The following is a 22,762-nucleotide window of genomic DNA, read 5'->3' as shown; positions in this document are numbered from 1 at the left end:
GTCGAGCCGCCGTCGGTAGGGCGTGAAATCAGATGACGCGGATGTTCTCGGCCTGCGGGCCCTTCTGGCCCTGGGTGATCTCGAACTCCACGCGCTGGTTCTCCTCAAGGCTGCGGAAACCGCTCGCCGAGATCGCCGAGAAGTGGGCGAACACGTCGGCGCCGCCATCGTCCTGGCTGATGAAGCCGAAGCCCTTGTCGCTGTTGAACCACTTCACGGTACCTGTAGCCATGTCACTTCCTTAACAAGCTGCGGAGCCCGCGCCGTGCGGACCCTCATGCCGCGGCGTTGATCACCCGCGTTTCACCGGCGGGAAACGAAAAGGCGCCTGGACGGGCTTCAGATAACCCATCAGGCGCCAAAAACGTCCACGGAAATCAAAACTGCAACGGCCAAACAGTAGCACAGGAAACAGACGGTGGCGGCTGATACCGGCCACCCGGCCAATTCGCACCGCCGATGATCACGAAATCGGAGCCCTGCCGGTCGGGCCGGGCGGGCACCGGAAACGTCGTGACGGGCGGCTCCACCTCAGTTTCCGGCCGATGCGGCCGAAAGGGTGGATCAGCGGTCGCCCACGCTGAGACCAAGGAGACCTCCATGCGCGCTGCCCTGCCCGACACCGTCGACGAGTCGGAGGCCTGGCAGCCGGGTGATCCCGACCGCGCCGAGGTGGAGCGCCTCCTGACCCTGATCAGGAGCCATCTGGGGGTCGAGGTGGCGTGGGTGTCGGCGTTCACCGCCGACCAGCAGTTCATCTACGCGGCGACCGGGGCGATCGAGGCGATGAACATCCCGGTCGGGGAGGGCACCGACCTGCAGGGCTCGTTCTGCACCCGGGTCGTCGCCGGCACCCTGCCGGAGGTCATCCCCGACACCCGCCGGCAGCCGGTCACCCGCGACCTCGCCGTCACCCGGGACCTGCGGATCGGCTCGTACGCCGGAGCGCCCTGGTACCGGCCCGACGGCACCGTCGCCGGCATGCTGTGCTGCGTCAGCCGGCACCCCGACCCGTCGCTCGACCAGCACACCGTGAAGTACATGGCGCTGATCGCCGATCTGATCGGCGACCACATGAGCAGCCCGCTGGCCCAGCAGCGCCGGATCACCGCGGACAACCGCCGCACGGTGGCCGGCGTGATCGACGACGAAGCGGTCCGGATGGTCTTCCAGCCGGTCGTCCGGCTGCGGGACCGGCACACCGTCGGGTTCGAGGCCCTGGCCCGCTTCGACCCGGCCGTGTTCGCCGGACCGGACAAGGCGTTCGCCGCGGCCACCCAGTGCGGTCTCGGCGTCCCCCTCGAACTGCTCGCCGTGCGCCAGGGACTGCGCCGGCTGCCGGACCTGCCGGCCGGGACCTGGCTGGCGGTCAACCTGTCGGCGGAGGCGCTGCTCGACGGGCAGGTACGCGACACGATGCTCGCCCACGCCAGTGACCGCATCACCGTGGAGATCACCGAACACACCCAGGTAACCGACTATCCGCAGCTGACCGAGGCGCTGAGTGCGCTGCGCCGGGCCGGGGTCCGGTTGAGCATCGACGATGCCGGCGCCGGATACGCCAGCCTGCAGCACATCCTCAAGTTGCGGCCCGACCTGATCAAACTCGACATCAGCCTCGTCCGTGACATCCACGAGGACCCGGCCAAGACCGCACTCGCGCAGTCGCTGGCCGCTTTCGCCACGAAGGTCGATGCCGACCTGATCGCCGAAGGCATCGAGACCGCGGCCGAACTCGACCGGCTGACCGAGATCGGCGTCACCTACGGCCAGGGTTACCACCTGGCGCGGCCGGCCGATCTTCCCTGACAGCACGCGTCAGCGCCGGCCGGCACGTGGCCGGCCGGCGCTGACGTCTGCTGATCAGATGCCGGGACGATCGACATCTCCGCGCCAGGAACCGGTCGCGGTGCCGCGGTTCTCGATGAACTCCTTGAACCGCTTGGCGTCGGCCTTCACCTGGTGGCTGTCGACGCCGACGGCGCTGCCGACCTTCTCGGCGATGCCCTCGGGCTCCCAGTCCAGCTGGATCGTCACCCGGGTCTCGGCGTCGGCGAGACGGTGGAACGTGACGACTCCGGCGTGCCTGGTGTCGCCGCCGGTGCTCTTCCACGCGACCCGCTCGTCGGGGTGCTGCTCGGTGATCTCCGCGTCGAACTCGCGGGTCTGCCCGGCGACCTTGGTGACCCAGTGTGTGCGGCGGTCGCCGATCTGGGTGATCGATTCGACGCCGTCCATGAACTGGGGGAAGTCCTCGAACTGGGTCCACTGGTTGTAGACCGTGCCGATCGGCACGTTCACGTCCACGGACTCGGTAACGGTGCTCACGATTACTCTCCTCTGCTCAAGGTGTTCGTGAACTACCCGGCACCGGGACGACGAAACGGGGCTGCGGTGTTCCGGACGACTCCGTGGTCACCGTCGTGGTCAACCGCACCGCGCCGAACCAGGCCTTCAACCCTGCGGGCCGACGGCACCGAGCCGCGGATCTGGGACTGATTCGCCGGCGACAACCAGCGCTGGGCCCTTCCGTGACCGCCATTCCGCGGCCCGCCGGTTCCGGTGAGCCGACGGGCCGTACGCCATCCGCTTCTCAGCTCTTCGCGGCCGCGTCGCGCCCCGCGAGATAGCCGAAGACGACGGCCGGCGCAATCGTCGACCCCGGCCCCGGATAGGTGCGCCCCATGACCGACGCCGTGGTGTTCCCGGCCGCGTAAAGGCCGGGGATCACGGCGCCGGACGCGTCGAGAACCCGCGCCACCTCGTCGGTGAGCAGGCCACCCTTGGTGCCGAGGTCCCCGGGAACGAGCTGCACCGCGGTGAACGGCCCTTTCTCGATGGATCCGAGATTGGGATTGGGTTTGACCGTCGGATCGCCGTAATAGTTGTCGTAAACGGTGCGGCCACGTCCGAAGTCCTCGTCGACACCGCTGCGCGCGAATCCGTTGAACCGCTCGACGGTCGCCCGCAGCCGCGCCGGTTCCATACCGAGATCGGCGGCGAGCTCCTCGATACTGCCGGCGGACCGCACGATGCCGGCCGCGCGCAGTTTCTTGGTGCCTTGCAGGAACGCGTTGAAAAGGTAACGCCGGCGGTGCCGGACGTCGAGGATCAGCCAGCTGGGAATCGATTCACGGCCGAGCAGCGCATGCCCGAAATCGATGTAACTGGCCGACTCGTTGGTGAACCGGTCGCCCGCCGGATCGACGACGATACTGAACGGCATCGACCGCTCGGAGAGCACGAACTGGTGGTGCCCGTCGCCGAGCGGCACCGAGGCACCCCACCACGCGTCGTCCATCAACGCGACGTCGGCGCCGATCTCCCGGGCGATGCGAATGGGGTCACCGAGATCGCCCTCGGCGGCGCTGCTGTAGCCCGGAACGCCGTGGTGCTCCTTCCGCCATTCGGCGTTCTGCGCGAAGCCACCGCCGCCGAGAATCACCCCGCGACGCGCACGTATGCGGTTCTCGCGGCCGTCGGCGGTGCGCACGACGGCCCCGGAAACCGAGCCGTCCTCCTCGCGGACCAGACCGGTCAGCGGCGTGCTCAACAGCACCTCGACACGCTGCGCGAGCAGCGCGGACATCAGGTTCGCGGTCAACGCACCGCCGATCCCGAAAAGGCGTTTCCCGGAGATCAACCCCCATATGGTACGGAACACGAATCTCGCCCCGCGAAAGAAGCCGGCAGGCGTGGACCAGGCACGGGAAAGCAGCCACACATCATCGGTCTTCAGCGGCGCCGGAATGCTGTCACGCCCCCGGAACGTCGCGAACCACTCCCCCAGGCCCCGGGTGTCGAAAGGCTCCGCCTCGATTCCCCGCCCGGTCATGCCACCCGGCCGGTCCGGATAGTAGTCGGGGTATTCCTTGGCGACCGCCCACCGCACGCCGTGCTTCTCGAGGAACGTGTAGACCTCGGGAACCGTCTCGACGAAGGCCCGCCGCCGCTCCGGTGAACTGGCCGGCCCGGCGTCCCCGATGGCCGCCTCCATGTAGGTGAGTGCCTTGTCGACGGAATCGGTCCCGCCCATCTTCGGGTGCGTCGGCATCCACAGACCGCCGCCGCTGAGCGCCGTGGTGCCGCCCCATTTGGCGGTGCTCTCCACGATCAGCACCTCGGCACCGCTGTCGGCGGCGGCGATCGCCGCCGTCATGCCGGCCGCTCCAGTGCCGACGACCAGCACGTCCACTTCACGATCCCACACGGCGCCCCTCCCCCATCCACTAGCCGATCGGCTATCTTGATGTTGTCGGAAAGCTAGCCGAGCGGCTAGTCGGAAGCAAGGGCCGATAGGGTGATCCGATGGCCGAGAAACGTGCGCGGGAGCGGCTGCTGACCGCGGCGCTGGACCTGTTCACCGAGCACGGCGTCAGCGGCACGTCGCTCCAGATGATCGCCGACCGGCTCGGCGTCACGAAGGCGGCCGTCTACCACCAGTTCCCCGCCAAGGACGAGATCGTCCTCGCCGTCATCGGCCCGCCACTGGAGCAGCTCGCGCCGATCGCCGAGGCCGCCCAGCGCCGCCGCACCCCGTCGGCGCGCCGCAACGCCGCGCTGACCGGCATCATCGACCTGGTCGTGAAGAACCGGCGGATAGCCGCCGCGCTGACCTTCGACCCGCTGGTCAACCAGCTGGTCCGCAAGCACCCCGCCATCGGCGTCATCGAGCAGCTCCAGGACCTGCTGACCGGCCCCGACCCCGACGACGCCACCCGCGTGGCGGTGAGCCTGGTCAGCGGCGGCCTCATGATCGCCGGCTCGGACCGCCGGCTGACCGCCCTCGACGACGAGGCCCTCCGCGACCACCTGCTGGTCACGGCCCGCCGGGCGCTGCGCTGATGAACCACGTTCGCGAGGCCTACACCTCGATCGCCGCCATCTACATCGACCTGTTCGGCGCCGAGGACAAGGTGCACCCCGACGACCTGTCCCTGATCGCCCGCCACCTGGCCGCCCACCCGGGCCCACCCAGCCACCCCGCTCCACCCGGCCCGGTACTTGATCTTGGGTGCGGACCTGGTCACATCACCGGGTTCCTGCGCTCGCTGGGGGCTGCCGCGATCGGGTTCGACCTGGTCCCCGAGTTCATCGAGCATGCGCGGGCCACCCACCCGGACGGCGACTACCGACTCGGCTCGCTCACCGACCTGCCGTTCGCCGACGGCTCGGTCAGCGGCATCCTGTCCTGGTACTCGATGATCCACATGCCACCGCCGGACGTCGACGACGTGTTCTCCACGTTCCGCCGCCTGCTCGCCCCGGGCGGCACCCTGGTGATCGGCTTCTTCACCGCCGCCGAGATCGGAGCGTTCGACCACAAGGTCACCACCGCCTACCGCTGGCCGCCCGACGAACTCTCCGCCCGCCTGAGAGCCGCCGGTTTCACCGAGACCGAGCGACTACTGCGCGACACCGATGGCACGCACCGCCCACACGGTGCGATCGCCGCAACCTGATCACCACACCCCTGTGCCGGAGGTGTCGATGTCGGTCAGGATGGCAGCGGAGAACGGGGAGGGATCGTGGTTCTGCATCCTGGTGAGCCGCACGACACCGCCATGGCCGGGCGGCTCAACTGGCTGCGCGCCGGGGTCCTCGGCGCGAACGACGGCATCGTGTCGACGGCCGGGCTGGTGATCGGGGTGGCCGGCGCGACGACCGCGACCGCGCCGATCGCGACAGCCGGGCTGGCGGGACTGGTGGCCGGGGCGGTGTCGATGGCACTGGGTGAGTACGTGTCGGTGAGCAGCCAGCGCGACACCGAGCGGGCGCTGCTCGACAAGGAGCGCGACGAGTTGGCGCGGTTCCCGGAGGAGGAGTTCGAGGAGCTGGCCGCGCTCTACGAGGCGAAGGGGCTGAGTCCGGCGACCGCCCGTCAGGTGGCACGGGAGCTGAGTGAGCGGGATGCGTTCGCGGCGCACGCCGATGTCGAGCTACATCTCGACCCGGATGAGCTGACCAGCCCGTGGCAGGCCGCGGCGGCGTCGGCGGTGGCGTTCACGGCCGGGTCGCTGCTGCCGCTGGGCGCGATCCTGCTGCCGCCGCCGGGCTTCCGGGTGGCCGCCACGTTCGTCGTGGTCCTGGTCGCGCTGGCCGCCACCGGTTACCTCAGCGCCCGGCTCGGCGGCGCCCGACCCGCTCGTGCGATGGCCAGGCTGGTGCTCGGCGGCGCGACCGGGATGGCGGTCACCTACGGAATCGGCACGCTGGTAGGCGCCACCGTCGGCTGACCGGGCGAAAAACGCAGCCGGGGTGGGGCGAACGAACAGCCTCCGACGGAGTTCGCGGAGAACCGACGCCCCAGGCGGAAGCTGAGAGTACGCCGGACGGCCGTGGGTGGAACGGGACCAACGGCTCTGCCCGGCGGATTACCCACGAGCGTGCGATGGGAGGGGACGCCGCAAAGGAGGTAGCGCCATGAAGAAGAGAATCATCGTCGGGTACGACGGGTCGTCGTACTCCCGGGCCGCCCTCTTGTGGGCGATGGACGAGGCCGCCCACACCGACGCCACGGTCGAGCTGGTGCACGCCGACGAACGGCCGATCGTGGTGTCGCCGCATCCGGAGAGCACGCTGGAACGTGCGGTCGCGACCGCTCGTAAGGCACAGCCGCTCGTCGAGGTCACCGCCCGGACCGTGGACGCGTACGCCGTACCGACGCTGGTCGATCTGTCGCGGCAGGCCGACCTGATCGTGATCGGAGGCCGGGGGCACAGCATCGTCGCGGGGTTGCTCGGATCGGTGAGCACCGCGGTCAGTGCGCACGCCCGCTGCCCGGTGGTCGTCGTCCGGGGTGAGGCCACGGCCGGCCCGGTGGTCGCCGGGGTCGACGGCACCGATCGGGCCCCGGAGGTTCTGGCGTTCGCCGCCGCGCAGGCCGCCGCCCGTAAGGCGCCGCTGCGGGTGATCCGCGCCTGGCCGCCGGTGACGGGGCTGTGGGAGGAGACGCCGATCGTCACGAACGCGGTGACCGGCCGGGAGCGGGAACCGTTCGACACGCTGATCGCCGAGATCGGTGACGCGTACCCGGACGTGTCGATCGTGGCCGAGGCGACGGTCGCGCATCCGGCGGCGGTGCTGACGCTGGCCAGTGCCCACGCGCAGTTGCTGGTGATCGGCAGCCGGGGGCACGGCCCGTTCAGCGGTCTGCTGCTGGGTTCGGTCAGTCAGCATCTGCTGCGTAACGCCTCGTGCACGGTCGCGGTGGTGCATCACCGCGGGTCGTCCGGCCCTACCCGGTAGGCCCGGCCCGGCGGTACCACGGAAGTGGGGCGGGACGACCCCGCCCCACGGACGAGGGCGAGGAACAAGATGTCCCGCTACGTGTTCGACTTCATCGACGGGAACAAGGATCTCAAGGATCTGCTCGGCGGCAAGGGCGCCAATCTGGCGGAGATGACCCGGATGGGGCTGCCGGTGCCGCCGGGTTTCACCGTCACCACCGACGCCTGCCGGGAGTACCTGCACACCGGCCGCCTGCCGGGCGGGCTCCTGGACGAGGTGGAGGAGCATCTGCGGCTGGTCGAGGCGCGACTGGGCCGCAGGCTGGGCGACCCGGCCGAGCCGCTGCTGCTGTCGGTGCGGTCGGGTGGGAAGTTCTCGATGCCGGGGATGATGGAGACCATCCTGGACATCGGGCTCAACGACACGACCGTGCGCGGTCTGGCCCGGCGCAGCGGTGACGACCGGTTCGCCTGGGATTCGTACCGCCGGCTGATCCAGATGTTCGGGCGGACCGTCCACGGGATCCCCGGTGACCTGTTCGAGGCGGAGTTCGCGGACGGCGCCGACCCGCGGGAGCTCGTCGAGACGTTCAAGAAGATCTTCGCGGCGTACACCGGTCACGATTTCCCGCAGTCGCCGCACGAGCAGTTGTACTCGGCGATCAGTGCGGTGTTCACGTCGTGGAACGCCGACCGGGCCGTGCTCTACCGGCGTCAGGAGGGCATTCCGCAGGATCTGGGCACCGCGGTCACGGTGATGGCGATGGTCTTCGGCAACCACGGCGACCGGTCGGGTACGGGTGTCGCCTTCACCCGCGACCCGGCGACCGGCCGTCGCGGCGCCTACGGCGACTACCTGCCGGACGCCCAGGGCGAGGACGTGGTCGCCGGCATCCGCAACACGGTCGGCCTGGACGAGCTGGCCCGGCTGGACCCGGCGAGCCACGTGCAGCTGCTCGCGGTGATGGAGAAGCTGGAGCGCCGCTACCGGGACCTGTGCGACATCGAGTTCACCATCGAGGACGGCAAACTGTGGATGTTGCAGACCCGGGTCGGCAAGCGCACCCCGGCGGCCGCGTTCGTGATCGCGGCGCAGCTGGTCGAGGAGGGCACGATCACCCTCGACGAGGCGTTGCGGCGGGTCACCGGTGAGCAGCTGGCCCATCTGATGTTCCCGGTGTTCGATCCGGTGTCGGCGCCGGAGCCGGTGACCACCGGTGTGGCCGCCTCGCCGGGGGCCGCGGTCGGCGCGATCGTGTTCGACTCGGCGGCCGCGGTGGCCGCGCCGGGGCCGGTGATCCTGGTCCGGCACGAGACGAACCCCGACGACCTGCCCGGCATGATCGCGGCGCAGGGCATCCTGACGGCTCGCGGCGGCAAGACCTCGCATGCGGCGGTGGTCGCGCGGGGCATGGGCAAGACGTGCGTGTGCGGTGCCGACGAGGCGGTCGTCGACGCGGTCGCGGGCACGCTGACGATCGGCGGCACGGTGCTGCGGGCCGGTGACGTGATCTCGCTGGACGGCACCGACGGCAAGGTCTACGCCGGTGCGGTGCCGGTGCGGCCGTCGCGGGTGGCCCGGTTCTTCGAGGGTGAGCTGGCGTCGGCCGATGATCCGCTGGTGTCGGCGGTGCGCCGTCTGCTCGGGCACGCCGGCGAGGTGGCCCGCCTGGAGGTCCACGCGAACGCCGACACCGCCGCCGACGCCGCGCGGGCCCGCCGGTTCGGCGCGACCGGGGTCGGCCTGTGCCGGACCGAGCACATGTTCCTCGGCGCCCGCCGCGAGCTGGTCGAGCGCCTGATCCTCGCCGACACTGATCAGGAACGGACAGCAGCTCTCGATGCTCTGCTGCCGTTGCAGCGTGACGACTTCACCGCGCTGTTCGCCGCGATGGACGGGCTGCCCGTCACGGTTCGGCTGATCGACCCGCCGTTGCACGAGTTCCTGCCGCCGTTGGAGGAGCTCACGGCCAGGGTGGCGCGGGCCGAGGCACTCGGCGAACCGGCCGGTGACGACGCCCGGCTGCTGGCCGCGGTCCGGCGAATGCACGAGCAGAACCCGATGCTGGGCCTGCGCGGCGTACGTCTGGGTCTGGTCGTTCCCGGTCTGTTCGCGATGCAGGTCCGGGCGGTCGCGGAGGCCGCCGCCGCTCGGGTCGCCGCAGGCGGCAACCCTCGGCCGGAGATCATGGTGCCGCTGGTCGGGACGATTCAAGAGCTTGATCTGGTACGGGCGGAAGCGCTCCGCATCCTGTCGGGGATCCCGCTGGCCCCGCCCATCCGCATCGGCACGATGATCGAGGTCCCGAGGGCCGCGCTGACGGCCGGCGAGATCGCCCGTTCGGCCGACTTCTTCTCCTTCGGCACCAACGACCTGACGCAGATGACGTGGGGTTTCTCCCGCGACGACGTGGAGGGCGCGTTCTTCGGCCGTTACCTGGACCTGGGCGTGTTCACCGCTTCCCCGTTCGAGACGCTGGACCGTACCGGCGTCGGCCAACTGGTCCGCATCGCCGTGGACCGGGGCCGCGCCACCCGTCCCGACCTGACGATCGGGGTGTGTGGCGAGCACGGCGGTGACCCGGCATCGGTCCGGTTCTTCCACGAGGCCGGGCTGGATTACGTGTCGTGCTCGCCGTACCGCATCCCGATCGCCCGCCTGGAGGCCGCCCGGGCCACCCTCGGCGACGGCGCCTCCTCCGACACCCGGTAGGCCCCGCCGCCTTGCTTCGACGCGCTAGCGTGTCGACATGTCATCGATCGCGATCACAGTAGACGGCCGGGAGGCGCTCACCACGCGCCAGCTCGGCGAGGAGTTCCTTCTCGACCCGGCGTCCGCACGGACCGCGGTGCGGCGCGTCGGGCTCGAGCCGGTCGCCCACCTCGACGACCGGACCCCTCTCTACGACGCCGAGACGGCCCGGACGGCGCTGCGCAACCGGCCGGGCCGGGGTTCCCGGTCGGGGTGGGACCGGGCGGCCGCGGTCGTCCGGTCGGTCGCCCAGACCTTCTGACCCCAGGGTGGTACCGGCGGTCCTACCGAGGAGCGTTCCCTGGTTGGACCGCCGGAACAGGCGCAGGCTGAGGGCATGTCAAAGACCGTTTTCATCACCGGCGCCAACAAGGGTCTCGGCTTCGAGGCCGCCCGCCGTCTCGTCCAGCTCGGGCACACCGTGATCGTCGGAGCCCGCGACGCCGACCGCGGGCAGAAAGCCGCCGCCGAGGTGGGCGCCCGGTTCGTGCGGATCGACGTCACCGACGACACGTCGGTCCGGGCGGCCGCCGCCGACGTGGCCGCGCACGAGGGCCACCTCGACGTGCTGATCAACAACGCCGGCATCGCCGGCCCGCACACCCCGGCCGGTGACCTGACCGGGGAGGACGCCACGCACGTCTTCGACACCAACGTGATCGGCATCGTCCGGGTGACCAAGGCGTTCCTGCCGCTGCTGCGTGACGCCGAGTCGCCGGCCGTGGTGAACGTCAGCAGCGGCCTCGGCTCGCAGGCGCTCACCCACGACCCGGCCCGGATCGAGTCGCAGGTGGTGGCACCGCTCTACACCGCGTCGAAGGCGGCGGTGACGATGCTGACCACGCAGTACGCGAAGGCACTGCCGGAGATCCGCTTCAACGCCGTCGACCCCGGTTACACCGCGACCGACCTGAACGCCCACAGCGGCCCGCAGACGGTGACCGAGGGTACCGACGCCATCGTCACGCTGGCGACCGAGGACCCGTCGGCGGGCACGGGCCGTTACCTCGACCGCTCCGGAACACTGCCTTGGTGATCGAAATGCACCACTTTCGGTGGCCCGCGACGGACGTACCCCCCGAAAGGTGGCGCCGCTGATCTAGGGTGCGGCGAGTGACCCCCGTACTCGAGATATCAGGGCTGCGAAAGACGTACCGCAGCCGTAAAGGTGTCCGTAATGCCCTGGACGGTTTCGACATGGTCGTCGAAGCCGGTCAGGTGCACGGATTCCTCGGGCCCAACGGCTCGGGCAAGACCACCACATTGCGTACGCTTCTCGGGCTGATCAAGCCCAACGGCGGCCGGATGGCGATCCTCGGCAAGGAGGTGCCACAGCATCTGCCCGAGGTGGCCGGCCAGGTCGGCGCCATCGTCGAGAGCCCGCAGTTCTTCGGCAACTTCACCGCCGAGCTCACGCTGAGCCTGCTCGCCGACGCCGGTGGCGTGGACCGCGGCCGGGTGGCGGCAGTGCTCGACCAGGTGGGCCTGCGTGACCGCGCCAAGGAGCGGGTGAAGACCTACTCCCTCGGCATGAAGCAGCGTCTGGCGGTCGCGTCGGCGTTGCTCAAGGAGCCGAAGCTGCTCATCCTGGACGAGCCGGCGAACGGCCTGGACCCGGGCGGCATCCGGGAGATGCGCACGCTGATGCGGGATCTGTCGGACTCCGGGATGACGGTGCTGCTGTCCAGCCACATCCTCGGTGAGATCCAGCTGATCTGCGACTCGGTGACGATCATCTCGGCCGGTCGGCGGGTGACCTCCGGCAAGGTGGCCGAGGTGCTGGCCCAGCACACGTCGGGTGCCGTCCGGGTGCGGCTGGAGCAGGGCGTGGACCTGCTGGACGCGGCGAACACGCTGCGCGAGGCGGGCGCCCAGGTGACTCTGGAGAGCGACTTCTTCACCGTCGCGAACGCCGCCAACCCGGCGCTGATCACCAAGGTGCTGGCGCAGCGCGGCGTCTACGTCAGCGAGCTGACGCCGGTGTCGGCCGACCTCGAGGACGTGTTCCTGGAGCTGACCGGCACGGCGCCGGTCGCCGGGCACAGCCGGCAGGTGGACGAGTCCTCGATCAGCGGCGCCAAGAACGGATGGGGCCAATGAGCCTGGCACGTGCGGAAACCCGGCGCCTGTTCAAGCGCCGTTTCACCTCGTCGATCCTGATCGGCGTGCTGCTGATCCTGGGTGCGGTCGCCGCGGGCACCTTCCTCAGCAATCAGCGGGTCACCGAGACCGAGATCGCGGCGGCCCAGGCCGAGGCGCAGGGCTACTACCAGGAGGCGGTACGGACCGCCACCGAGGACAAGCAGAAGTGTCAGGCCGCGGCCGGCACCCCGGAGGCGGCCAACTATCCGCCGAACTGCGACGACGTCTGGACACCGACGCCGGAGGAGTACGACTACACCTGGTACATGCCGGAGACGTTCGAGCTGCGCGCCGAGTTCCCCGACATGATCTCGGTGCTCGCGGTGGTGCTCGCGGCGGCGGCGTTCCTGGTGGGCGCGTCGTTCGTCGGTTCCGAGTGGAACAGCGGCGGCATGATGAACCTGCTGCTCTGGCGTCCGCGCCGGCTGCAGGTCCTGGGCACCAAGCTGGCGGTCCTGCTCGGCTGGTTCACCGGCCTGACGCTGGCCCTGGGCGCGCTGTGGACCGGTGCGTTCGTGCTGATCGCCGAACTGCGCGGCTCCACCGAGAAGATGACCTCCGGGGTGTGGCAGTCGTTCGCCCTGACCGGGCTGCGGGGCCTCGCCATGGTCGTGGTGGCGGGTGCTCTCGGGTTCGCGCTGGCATCCCTGGGCCGGCACACCGGTATGGCGCTGGGCGCGCTCGTCGGTCTCGGCGCGCTGCAGATCGGCGTCTACATGATGGCGAGTCTCGCCGGTGCGAAGTATCCCGATGCCTGGCTGGCGCCGGTGTGGGGCTACGTCTGGATGTACAAGGAGTTGATCCTGGAGGACTACGACTCCTGCAACTACTCGTCGTCGAGCGGTTGCGTGCCGGACACGTTCACGATGACCTGGCAGGCGGCCGGCATCGGTACGGCGATCGTGGCCGCGCTGGTGGTGGGCGCGTCGGTGTGGGCGATGCGCAACCGCGACATCACCTGAGCCCGGATCGACTCACGGCTCCCGGTCCCGGCCGGGATCGGGAGCCGTCCCGGGCAGGTTGCGGGCGACCTCGGCATGTCCGGCTCGCCGCCGGCATGAGATCAACCGTGAACGCAGGTGACGATCATGCACAGGTGGGTACGTATCAGGTGGGTACGCACCCACGGCAGGTAGCAGCACAGGTCGGGCTCCATGTAGTGGAGGTCCGGCGATCTCCCGGGTGCGGCGCGAGCCCGTCGCGGGCGGCGACTGAGTGTGTCTGCCGAGCAGCTCATCATGGCTCGGCCCTCCTCCACATACTGTTCTTATGGGATGAATCGTAGGCAGCATTGTTCATCCGGGGAGAATGAACGGGTGGAACTGCGGCAGCTGGAACAGTTCGTCGCGGTGGCCGGGAAACACCGCCCCTGGTGATCTCATCGATCTGCTCCCTTAGCCGATTCTTAGGCGGCGTTACTTGCACCTTTAAGTGATCTCCCCCTAGTTTCACTTAAAGCTTGAAGTAACAACCATCCCTCCCCACTCAGTCCGTATCGCCGCGTCGCCGCACTGCGCTGCCGCCGCTGCGTTACTCCGCCTGGAGGATCCGCATGACATCGACCGCCCCCACCACCGCCGCACCCGCGACCTGGAAGGCGACACTGACCGCCACCGGAATCGCCGTCGCCGGAGGCCTCATCATCAACAGCCTCATCGCCGCAGCGGCCCTCGGACTGGGCGCTTCCGATGAGTTCCAGCAGCTCACGCTACCGGTGTACGGCCCGCTGACAGTGATCGGCGCGGTGATCGCCGCGGTCGCCTGGCGTGTGATCGTCGGCCGCAGCCGCAACGCACGCCGGATCCTGCGCATCCTCGTTCCGGTAGTGCTGCTGGTCTCCCTGATCCCCGACTTCCTGCTGCTGGCGTCGAAGTCCCAGCCGGGCACCACCACGACGGGAGTGATCGCCCTGATCCTGATGCACTTCGGCGTGGCCGCGGTAGCGGTGCCCGCATTCCAGCGCCTGATGCCCCCGCGCACCTGATCCATCACGGCCGGGTCCGGTCACGGCCGGCGTCGTCTACCCGATTCGATGCCCGAGGGGCTCACCGGACGATTCCGGAGATCGGCGGGAGAAGACCGCGGTCAGGCTGAAGGCAGCCGCCGCAACCGCGCTCAAGACCATGACCAGGACGTACGGGTCGACGATCTCGATGCGACTCTCGGCAACCCGGCGAGCGACCGGAGCATGCGGGGTGACGTCGGGAATGAGGCTGGCCGGCCCCCAGCGGGCCAGCCCCACCACCGCCCCGAAGACGACCCCGAACGTGACCGTGAGAGCGAGAAGCCCAGCGAGCAGCGGGTTGGTCCCGGCGCTGGCGAGGACGGCGACGACAGCGGCCACCCCGGCGAGGGCCAGGACCCACCCGACGGTCACCGGGATCGGCGGAGCGACCACCACGCCCAGGACCCACACCAGGGCGGCGACGAGACCGCTGCCGATGCCGATGTACCGAACCCGGCTGCTCACCGCGGATCCGGACACCACCGCGACAGCCACCAGGAACGCCACCGCCCCGGTGGCTAGGGTCAGCATCGCCGCCCCGTCGTCAGCCGCTTCGAGGGTCGCCGGATGTGTGTGGGCGACGGCGACCACGGCGATGACACCCGCGATGAGATAGCCGGCGACCCGTACCGTCCACGCGGCGGGACCGGAGCCTAGCGGCCCGAGCATCCCGGCCCGGCGGGCCTGCCAGCACACGACGGCCAGGGTCGACACCATCACGGCGAGCACCGCGGCCAGCGGCGCGAAGTCGATGGTGGCGGCCCAGGCCAGCAGCGCCGTGAGGGTCCCGAGGACCACGAGCAGATGGACGACCGGCAACCGGCCACTGATCAGCGTCACCGCTGGGCTCCCTCGAACGACATCGATCAGCCGAAGCCTGGTACGGGGTGGGACACCGGACAAGCATCCGTTCGGTCCGATTCGGTGTCGCGCGGCGGGTCTGTGGGCCGGGACCACCGGGACACCTGACCCGTGACCTGCCCCGGGTGGCCGGGCGCCGGTCACCCGTACGAGATCGTCGCTCGGAGAAGGGTTATGTCGTCGTCGGCGATGACGCCGCGCGCCCGGGCCTCGGTGAGGTCCGCCGCGGCCATGGCGGGGTTGGCGAGCGCCAGCCACCGCCAGACGCCGGGGTCGGTCGCGGCCTCGGCCAGCATCCACCGGGCGAGGGCGTCGGTGGCGACCAGCAGCCGGTCGCCGGGCCGCAGATCGCCGGCGGCGGTCGTCAGCGGGGTCGGCGCCGACGTGTGCACCAGCACCGGCGCCCGGTCGAGCTGTGCCGGTTCGGTGTGCGGAAAGGCGGTGACCAGCCGGTCCTCGCGCAGGTGGAAGAGGCAGGTGTCACCGGCGGCGACCGCCTTCCAGCCGGTTCCGGTGGCGGCCACGCCGAGCAGGGTGGCGCCGCTGCCCCCGGCGGCTTTGCGGGCCAGCCGCGGTGACCGGCCGAGGTCGAGTCCGGCGGTCCAGTCGGCGCCCGCCGCGGCCAGCCAGCCCTGCGCGTCGTCGTCGAGGGCCGGCCGCGGGTCGTCGAGGAAGCGTCGGACCAGGATCCGGGCCCAGAGCCGGGAGGCGAACGCCGACCCGGCCCCGTCGCTGACGGCGAGGAGCATCCCCGGTTCGTCGAAACCGTAGGCGTCCTCGCCGTCCGGGTAGGGTCCGTCGGGCCGGGGCAGCGCGATCGCGTCGCAGGTCAGGCGGGTCATGTCACGGTCCGGCGGCGGCGAACGGGGTGCCCCACATGAAGAAGCGGGTCAGGGAGGTGGCGCCGCCGTTGAAGACGAAACCGCGGGCACCGGGGCGGAGCGGGAACTGGGACGTCTCGACCATCGGATCGGGGATGACGCTGGACATGCCGAACAGGTGGGTGGCGAACGGATCGCCGAGTTGTGGCGGTGCGCTGGGGAACTCGACCATGGCGCTGGTGTCACCGGACAGGTGCAGGTTGAACAGCAGGACGCCGCCGTCGCGGGTGCCGAGAGCGGTTAGCCGGGCGGCGTGGGCGGCCGGGTCGCCGGTGTTGGCCTGCCCGTCGGTGATGTTGAGGACGACCGGTGGGAACGAGTCGGGGTGGCCGCCGATCCAGCGGGCCGCGAGGTCGTGGGCGCGGGCGACGGCCTCGGCCATCGGGGTGTTGCCGTCGGCGAGCGGGGTGATCCAGCGGCGGGTCGCCTGGAGGCGGGGGCCGGTGGCGTCGGCGCCGGTGGGTGCGCCGAGTTCGTCGAGTTTCGCGGTGGAGACGAACCCGTCGCCGGCGAGCATGGACCGGACGCCGTGGCCGCCGTAGCCGAGGACGGCGACGTCGCACCACGGCATGACGGGCAGGCTCTCGTCCTTGACGCAGCGGTCGACGAGTTCGTCGAGGAGCAGGTCGACGGCCTGGGCGAGGGCGGCGGCGCGGGACAGTCCGGGATTGCCGGCGATCGGCTGCGCCATCGAGGCGGACTGGTCGATGAGGACGATGAGGCAGCCCGGGTATCGGGTGCTCATCCGGCGTGAGTAGGGCATGGGTCCTTTCCTTATCCGCGCGGCCGGTTGACGGGTCTGCGGAGCCGGTTGACGGCGACGACTCCGGCGGCGCCGAGGAGCAGGGCGATGCCGACCAGCCGGAACAGGGGTACCGCCGTCGACCAGGGATCACGCATGTCCCACGGCTCCAGGTAGAAGTACGACACGTGGGTGGGCCGGATCGCGGCGGCGAGCGCCATGCCGAGTGCCCAGCCGGCGCGGCCCTGTCCGGGGCCGAGCCAGACCACCAGGGCGAGGACGGCCAGGCCGATCACGCCGCCGGTCATCCAGTCGTCGGAGTATCTGTCGAGAGCGTGCTCATCCCACTCGTAGACGGCCAGTTCGGTGGCCGCCACCGCCAGACCGCCGGCGGCGCCCAGGTGGAACGTGAGCCGCCGGCCCTCCCCGGTCAGGCCCGGCCAGCCCTTCAACGCCCGGAACGCGCTGCCGGCGAGCAGCATCGCGAGACCGACAGTGACCAGGTCCTCCTCCAGACGGCCCTCGGCCACCGCGGGCATCAGCAGGGCGAGCAGCATGAGGGTGAACCCGGCGACGAGCCCGGTGAGCATCGGCCGGGCGGCACGGACGGCGAGGATGCCGGCGAACAGGACCAGCCACACCCCGATCGCCACCGTCACCGGATAGGCAGTGTCGAAGCCGGATTCAGGATCGCGGTTGACGACCACGAATCCGGCTATCGCGTTGATGGCGAGCAGCCACACCACCGGCACCGGTAGGGGCATCGCCGGGCGGGCCGGCTCCTTCTCTTTCACCGGGGCGGGGGCGGGGGTGGTCATCTGGTTCACCTTTTTGATCGTGCTGTGCAGGGTGGGTACCGACGAGGGGTCGGCACGGCAGAGGTCGGCGAGGACCGCGGCGAACCGGACGACGGCCCGGTCCGGTGACCGGCCGAGTTCCTCCCAGACCGGTGTCGATCCGGGTGCCGCGAAGTCCGCCTCGGTGAAGATCAGGTTGTTGTCGTCGTGGAAGCGGTCCCAGAGCGACGGGTCGGCGGCGACGGCGAGCAGGCTCAGCTGCACGACGTGGGCGGCGAACCGGTCGGTGTTCGGTCCCCACTGCGCGACACCGGCCCGGGGATGGCGGTAGTTGGGGTGCCCGGCCTCGGCCGGTGCGGCATGCTGCCGCAGCGTCGGGGTCCAGATGCCGTCCGGGTCGACCAGCGCGATCCGGTCCCGGTCGATGAGCACGTTGCCGTGCTGCACGTCGCCGTGGGCGACGCGGGCCCGTTCGAGGCGGCGCATCAGGTCGGCCCACTGGAAGGCGAGGGCCCGGAGGCTCTCCGGTTGTCGCCGCCCGGCGGCCACGGCGACGTCGAGCGGTGCCCCCTCCTGCCACGGCGCCACGAGTACGGCCACCCGTCGCCCGTCCACGAGGAGTTCGTCACGGAGCACGTCCCAGATCGGCATCTCCGGGATCGGCTGCTTGGTCAGGTGCCCGGCGATCGCCCGGAACCGTTTCCCGTGCAGCCGTCCCGGGCTGAGGAAACAGCGGACCGCCCAGCTGTCGCCACGGGCGTCGTCGAGCCGGAAGACGACGGTGTTCTGCCCGATGCGCCGCAACGGCCCACCCCGCCGCGCCGCCGCCGGCGTGGCCGCCCTCAGCCGGGGATCGAGAAAAGCCTTCTCGGGTACGGCCACCGCCGCCACATATTCGGCGACGGAGATCGTCGGCCGCTCATCGGGTGCCAATGATCACCCGTCCCGGGATGGTCCGGCCGTCCACCGAAGCCCACAGCCGCAGGCACGCCAGCACCGTGCCCGGCCCGCCGAGCATGGCCGCGTTGTCGCTGGTCATGTCGGCGGGGATGTCGGAGAACCGGCCGCTGAGCTCGGTGACCTGTGCCCCGGGCACGTCCCGGGCGGCCTGGAACACCAGGTCACGGACCTGGGTGGCCAGGTTCGCCCACCAGCTGCCGGCGGCGGCCGGTGGCCGGTGCACGACCGAGCAGAGCGCCTCGTCGACGTCGAGGAGGGTGCGCAGCCGCTCGCCCGGGGTGGTGGCCGCGGTGTGTGCGTGCAGGCGCCTGAGCAGTTCGGATCGGCAGGCGGTGGGCGTACCGGGCTGGTCGAATCTCCCGGCCGGGAGGCCGTTGCGGGTCGGCAGCAGGTCGACGAGCGTCCCGTCGCGCCCGGCGACGGCCAGCACCTGCGCCGCGGCGACGGCCAGCCGGTACCCGGGCCCGTGGTCGCCGGCCCGCAGCGCGAGGGCCTCGGCGACGTCGGCCGGCAGCGGGGCCTCCGGGCGCAGCCGCAGGCCGGGCCGGCCGGTCGCGGGATCGGGCGGGATCAGCGTCTCCCGGTCGACGAAGCTGGGCACGTCCGTCCAGTCGCCGCCGGCCGTCTCGCCGGCGGCGGCCCGGGCCCGCCAGGTCGCGGCCGGTCCGGCCGGCAGCCGCAGCAGGGCGGTGAACAGGGCCGGCACGTCGGCGACCGGTGTGCCGCCGAGGTGTGCGGCCACTTCCGGGTCGGCGGTGAACTCGGTCCGCAGACCGCTGTCGATCACCGGAGGCGGCGGGCCGAACGACCCGGCCGGCGGGCCGGGCGACCCGGCCGGCGGGCCGGGCGCCCGCTCGTCGAGCAGCGTCGCGAGGTCCCGGCGGACCTCGTCGGCGGCGGTGTCGGGATGGTGCCGGCACACGTCGGCGAGGGCCTGGTCGAGGCCGATCAGGTAGCCGCGGACCACCGACCGGTAGGCGGGCGTGGTGAGCAGTTCCCGCAGCCGTTCCCGCATCACTGTTCGCCGTTGTAGGGGTCGGAGGTGATGTCCTTCTCGGCGCCGGGGTCCATCGGTGTCGAGTACACCGCGCCGGGGTGGGCGTCCATCTCGGCCAGCCCGTCGGCCCGAAGGTATTCGGGGCGGCCCGGCCCCACCCGGAGGTTGCCGTCGGCGTCGACCGTCGCGTACCACTCGCCGGAGTAGTTGCGGGCCGGCAGGGTGCCGATCATGTCGACGTCCTCGCCGGCGCGCAGGAAGAACGTCCATCCGTCCTTGCCGGGCGGCGGCAGCGGGCGCGGGCTGACCACACCGGCCCGGAAGGCGCCGCTCAGTGACTGCGCGGTGGCGAACTCCTCGGTGAGCTCGACCCGCGCGTCGGTCTCGGCCGCGCGGAACACCCAGGTGGTGACCATCTCGTCGCCGGCGCCGTCGCGCAGCACGACCCGGGCGGCGAGGTCCTCGACGTCGGGTGTCCGGCCGCTGAAGAGCGACGCGAGACGGCCCTTGGGTTTCATCAGGTCGAGGCCGCCGTCGGCCGGTACGACATAGCTCGGCGTGGGATCGCTGCCGGCCGGGCGGGGCCGGTCCCGGTCCCGCCACAGGTGCAGGGTCAGGTCGAGCATCTGGTCGATCTCGACGACGGTGTGGATGCCGGCCATCCACTCGTCGGCGGACCGGTCGCTGATCGAGTGCCGCGCGTCCACCGCGGCCTGGGCCAGCTGGTAGTTCTGCCCGCGGACGATGTCGGACAGGTCGCGGGCACCCCACTGTTTGTGTTCCTCGTCGCCGTCGATCACCCGGTTGATCAGCATGGTCGTCCGCAGCGCGCCGAGGTAGGCCCGCCGGCACACGCCGCCGTCCCGGCCCACCTCGTTGAACGGCGCGTTGGCCGGCAGGACCGGCCGGGAGTACTCCTGTTCGGTCATGCCGAACGTCGCGGGCAGCGTCTGGAAGATGTTGTCCACGTCGACGCTGATCTCGGTGGCGCCACGGGTCACTATGTCCAGCGCGTCCCGGTCGTGGACGGTCACCCGCCGCATCCGCTCGACCCAGGCCGCTCCGATCGAGGTGGCGCTCTTGGCACTGCGCAGATCGACGACCAGCGCGGCCGGGTTCCACTCGATGAGCGACGCCTTGGCGGCGGCGTCGGCGAACTCCTCGCCGATGACCTGTTCGACCAGCGGCAGGCGGCTGGCCCGGCCGGTGAGGATCAGCCGGTCGATGGGCTGCTGCCCGCTCTGGAAGCGGCTGTGCACCAGACCGACCGCCAGTCTGGCGATGCGGCTCAGCGCGGGGCGGGCGATCTGCTCGAACACGTCCGGTTGCAGGGTCAGCGGGAGCGGCAGGGCGGTGAGCAGCCGTTCGGCGACCGCCGGGTCGGCACCGGTGGCCGCGGCCATCGAGCGGAGCACCGGTGCGAGGCGCTCCGCGGTCAGCTCGAACGGCAGGCCCGCGCCGAGATGATCGGTCTTGGCCAGTTCGGCGAGTTTCCACAGCAGGTGGAAGGTGGGCCGGCTCGCCGGGCGTTGCTTCCAGTGGGTCGGCGCGGCGAGCTCGACGCCGGGGCGGTGTGCGAGGCCCTCGGAGCCGTCCTGCGCCCAGCCGTCGCCGGAGCGCAGGTGGACGAGTTCCTCCTCGACCAGGGCGCCGGGCCGGTAGTGGTCGGCGTCCCAGATGCCGGCCTTGTTGATCCGGCGGACCGCGTCGTCGAGCCAGCTGCGTCCGCCCTCCTGCGGGCCGGCGACCAGCAGCGCGTCGGCGAGCACCGCCTTGATCCAGTGGTAGACGCCGAGGGTCAGGTAGTCGCCGCCGCGGTTCTCCCGGCCGTTGGTGCCCCGCAGCGTGGGCACGACCTTGTAGACCTTGCCCTGGAGGTGCTCGGGCACCCGGATGGTGGTGACCGGCGACATGTCGTACAGGTCGAAGGTGAACAGGGCGATGTCGGTGGTGCCGCCACCGATGTCGATGACCAGCACGTTCTCGGTGCGGGCGCCACTGTTGCCGGTGGGCCGCATCCGGGCGCGCAGCGCTTCGACGCCGATCTCCAGGTGGCTGCCGAGTTCCCGCATCAGGACGAAGAACGCCGCGGCGACCGCCTCGTCGTAGGTGATGTTGACCTCGGTGACCCCGGCGGCCGACGCGACCAGATCACGCAGCCGGCGGCGGACCGCACCGGGTGCGGCGGTGGGATAGGTGACGACGACCTTGTTGATCGGCCGCTGGTCCATCTTGCGCTGCTCGCCGGTGAACTTGTTGGCACCGTCGATGAGCTGCGCGATGGCCCGGGCGATCACGTCGTCGGTCTTGATGCCCCGCTTCTCCAGGGCCTCGGCCTCGGAGCGCCCGAGGTGCCGTTTGAGGCCGGCGAGCACCAGGGAGTCGTCGTCGCCGGTCACCGTCAGCGGCTGCCCGAGCCGTACCGTGAGCGCGCCGTTCTTCCCGCTCACCGACACGGTGCTGTCGACGATGGGTTCACCGCCCGGCCCGAGCGGCACCTGGTGCAGCTGGGAGCGGTCCGGGGCGGGCGCGCGGAACGCCTCGCCGTAGGCGGCCTGCATCCGGTCGGCGAGCCACTCGGCCAGGATCGGCGGCAGCGACGGCAGGCTGGTGTCGAGGACGAGCAGCACCTGGCGCAGCAGCGGGGTGTCGGTGCCGCGTTCGCGTTGCAGCGCCCAGATCAGGTTCTCGACGGTTCCCGGTTCGGTCCCGGCGGGCAGGCAGCGGGCGGCGACGTCGTCGCGCAGCCGCTCCCAGGCGGTGGCGACCCGGTCGCGGGGGTCGGGACGGGACTGGAGCAGCGCGATGATCTCGTCGCGGAGCACCGCGTTCTGCGAGGCGGGCAGCACCGGGGTACGGAACACCCACTGGTCCCAGAGGGTGGCCGTGGAGGCGGTGGTGCCGAAGTCGACGGCGAGCACACCGTGGTGGAACTTCGGGTCCTCCTCGGGTTCGGCGGCCGCCTCCGGCTGCTCACCGGCGACGGTCGCGGTCGTGCTCGCGGGTTGCGGTCCGGCGGCGTGACGCAGCACGAAGCCGATGCTCTGGGAGGTGTGGTGGCTGACCCAGTTCCCGTTCAGTTCCTTCTCGTGGAAGTAGACGACCACGGTGATCGTGGCGGTGGCCGTGCCGGGCCAGTCGACGGTGTCGCCGGCCAGCACGATCCGGCCGGTCAGCTCCTGGGAGGTGACACCCCACCCCTTGGCGATGCGGCCGGCGACGGCGCCGTCGACACCGGCCGCGGCCGGTTCGACGCCGAGCAGCCAGACCGACCCGCCGGCCGGCTCCAGCACCAGGTCGGGGAGCCGGACCCGGCCGTCGCGGGCGGTCACCGGCAGTTCCACACCGTCGCCGGCGAGTTGGCCGGCGGCGTCGATCCCGATTCGCAGTGGCATG

At 71.1% G+C, this 22,762-nt stretch carries 20 protein-coding genes; 11 read left to right on the top strand and 9 right to left on the bottom strand.

What is annotated here, in order from left to right; genetic code table 11:
* Nucleotides 1-28: 28 nt before the first annotated feature.
* Nucleotides 29-232: a transcription antiterminator/RNA stability regulator CspE gene (gene cspE, locus ACFO0C_RS16665; protein WP_378067537.1), complete on the bottom strand. Its 204-nt coding sequence runs from the start codon at nucleotides 230-232 to the stop codon at nucleotides 29-31.
* Nucleotides 233-600: 368 nt separating this feature from the next.
* Here cspE and ACFO0C_RS16660 point away from each other — a divergent pair, with 368 nt between their 5' ends.
* A complete protein-coding gene (locus ACFO0C_RS16660) occupies nucleotides 601-1,809 on the top strand; it encodes a sensor domain-containing phosphodiesterase (RefSeq protein WP_378067536.1) in 1,209 nt (402 codons plus the stop codon).
* Between the two features lie 54 nt (nucleotides 1,810-1,863).
* Here the strand turns inward: ACFO0C_RS16660 and ACFO0C_RS16655 are convergent, their stop codons facing one another.
* On the bottom strand, nucleotides 1,864-2,328 hold the full coding sequence (locus tag ACFO0C_RS16655) for an SRPBCC family protein (protein WP_378067535.1): 465 nt from the start codon (nucleotides 2,326-2,328) through the stop codon (nucleotides 1,864-1,866).
* Nucleotides 2,329-2,593: 265 nt separating this feature from the next.
* Nucleotides 2,594-4,210, bottom strand: a complete 1,617-nt coding sequence (locus ACFO0C_RS16650; protein ID WP_378067534.1) for an FAD-binding protein — start codon at nucleotides 4,208-4,210, stop codon at nucleotides 2,594-2,596.
* Nucleotides 4,211-4,308: 98 nt separating this feature from the next.
* On the opposite strand from ACFO0C_RS16650, the gene ACFO0C_RS16645 reads away from it, so the two are divergent.
* From ACFO0C_RS16645 to ACFO0C_RS16600, 10 genes are all read left to right on the top strand, one after another.
* Nucleotides 4,309-4,845: a TetR/AcrR family transcriptional regulator gene (locus tag ACFO0C_RS16645; protein WP_378067533.1), complete on the top strand. Its 537-nt coding sequence runs from the start codon at nucleotides 4,309-4,311 to the stop codon at nucleotides 4,843-4,845.
* The gene (locus ACFO0C_RS16640; RefSeq protein ID WP_378067532.1) at nucleotides 4,845-5,462 is read left to right on the top strand and encodes a class I SAM-dependent methyltransferase; all 618 of its coding nucleotides are present in this window, start codon (nucleotides 4,845-4,847) and stop codon (nucleotides 5,460-5,462) included. Before ACFO0C_RS16645 ends, ACFO0C_RS16640 begins: the two co-directional genes overlap by 1 nt.
* A 66-nt stretch (nucleotides 5,463-5,528) precedes the next feature.
* Nucleotides 5,529-6,236 carry a VIT1/CCC1 transporter family protein gene (locus ACFO0C_RS16635; RefSeq protein ID WP_378067531.1) on the top strand — a complete coding sequence of 236 codons (708 nt, stop codon included), beginning with the start codon at nucleotides 5,529-5,531 and terminating at the stop codon, nucleotides 6,234-6,236.
* A 187-nt stretch (nucleotides 6,237-6,423) separates the two neighbouring features.
* A complete protein-coding gene (locus ACFO0C_RS16630) occupies nucleotides 6,424-7,248 on the top strand; it encodes a universal stress protein (RefSeq protein WP_378067530.1) in 825 nt (274 codons plus the stop codon).
* 69 nt (nucleotides 7,249-7,317) lie between these two features.
* The gene (ppdK, locus tag ACFO0C_RS16625) at nucleotides 7,318-9,942 is read left to right on the top strand and encodes a pyruvate, phosphate dikinase (protein ID WP_378067529.1); all 2,625 of its coding nucleotides are present in this window, start codon (nucleotides 7,318-7,320) and stop codon (nucleotides 9,940-9,942) included.
* A 37-nt stretch (nucleotides 9,943-9,979) separates the two neighbouring features.
* Nucleotides 9,980-10,243, top strand: a complete 264-nt coding sequence (locus ACFO0C_RS16620; RefSeq protein ID WP_378067528.1) for a hypothetical protein — start codon at nucleotides 9,980-9,982, stop codon at nucleotides 10,241-10,243.
* A gap of 75 nt (nucleotides 10,244-10,318) precedes the next feature.
* Entirely contained in the window at nucleotides 10,319-11,017 is a 699-nt protein-coding gene (locus ACFO0C_RS16615) for an SDR family NAD(P)-dependent oxidoreductase (RefSeq protein WP_378067527.1), read from the top strand.
* A gap of 77 nt (nucleotides 11,018-11,094) precedes the next feature.
* Nucleotides 11,095-12,081 carry an ATP-binding cassette domain-containing protein gene (locus tag ACFO0C_RS16610; RefSeq protein WP_378067526.1) on the top strand — a complete coding sequence of 329 codons (987 nt, stop codon included), beginning with the start codon at nucleotides 11,095-11,097 and terminating at the stop codon, nucleotides 12,079-12,081.
* On the top strand, nucleotides 12,078-13,085 hold the full coding sequence (locus ACFO0C_RS16605; RefSeq protein ID WP_378067525.1) for an ABC transporter permease subunit: 1,008 nt from the start codon (nucleotides 12,078-12,080) through the stop codon (nucleotides 13,083-13,085). The genes ACFO0C_RS16610 and ACFO0C_RS16605 overlap by 4 nt, the downstream gene beginning before the upstream one ends.
* Nucleotides 13,086-13,675: 590 nt before the next feature.
* Nucleotides 13,676-14,107: a DUF6069 family protein gene (locus tag ACFO0C_RS16600; protein WP_378067524.1), complete on the top strand. Its 432-nt coding sequence runs from the start codon at nucleotides 13,676-13,678 to the stop codon at nucleotides 14,105-14,107.
* A gap of 36 nt (nucleotides 14,108-14,143) precedes the next feature.
* Here ACFO0C_RS16600 and ACFO0C_RS16595 read toward each other — a convergent pair whose 3' ends face one another.
* The 6 genes from ACFO0C_RS16595 to ACFO0C_RS16570 form a co-directional block, all read right to left on the bottom strand.
* Nucleotides 14,144-14,968, bottom strand: a complete 825-nt coding sequence (locus tag ACFO0C_RS16595; RefSeq protein ID WP_378067523.1) for a hypothetical protein — start codon at nucleotides 14,966-14,968, stop codon at nucleotides 14,144-14,146.
* Nucleotides 14,969-15,129: 161 nt separating this feature from the next.
* Nucleotides 15,130-15,831, bottom strand: a complete 702-nt coding sequence (locus ACFO0C_RS16590; RefSeq protein ID WP_378067522.1) for a protein phosphatase 2C domain-containing protein — start codon at nucleotides 15,829-15,831, stop codon at nucleotides 15,130-15,132.
* A gap of 1 nt (nucleotide 15,832) precedes the next feature.
* Entirely contained in the window at nucleotides 15,833-16,633 is an 801-nt protein-coding gene (locus ACFO0C_RS16585) for a hypothetical protein (protein ID WP_378067521.1), read from the bottom strand.
* 11 nt (nucleotides 16,634-16,644) lie between these two features.
* Entirely contained in the window at nucleotides 16,645-18,342 is a 1,698-nt protein-coding gene (locus ACFO0C_RS16580) for a hypothetical protein (RefSeq protein WP_378067520.1), read from the bottom strand.
* Complete coding sequence (locus ACFO0C_RS16575) at nucleotides 18,329-19,384, bottom strand: hypothetical protein (RefSeq protein ID WP_378067519.1); 1,056 nt, start codon at nucleotides 19,382-19,384, stop codon at nucleotides 18,329-18,331. Before ACFO0C_RS16575 ends, ACFO0C_RS16580 begins: the two co-directional genes overlap by 14 nt.
* Nucleotides 19,384-22,761 (bottom strand): hypothetical protein, encoded by a 3,378-nt coding sequence (locus tag ACFO0C_RS16570; RefSeq protein ID WP_378067518.1) that lies wholly within the window; start codon nucleotides 22,759-22,761, stop codon nucleotides 19,384-19,386. Before ACFO0C_RS16570 ends, ACFO0C_RS16575 begins: the two co-directional genes overlap by 1 nt.
* Nucleotide 22,762 lies beyond the last annotated feature (1 nt).

Origin of the sequence: Actinoplanes subglobosus (genome assembly GCF_042650585.1) — a bacterium.
GTDB lineage: Bacteria > Actinomycetota > Actinomycetes > Mycobacteriales > Micromonosporaceae > Actinoplanes > Actinoplanes subglobosus.
This window is presented reverse-complemented; position numbering and strand designations above follow the sequence as displayed.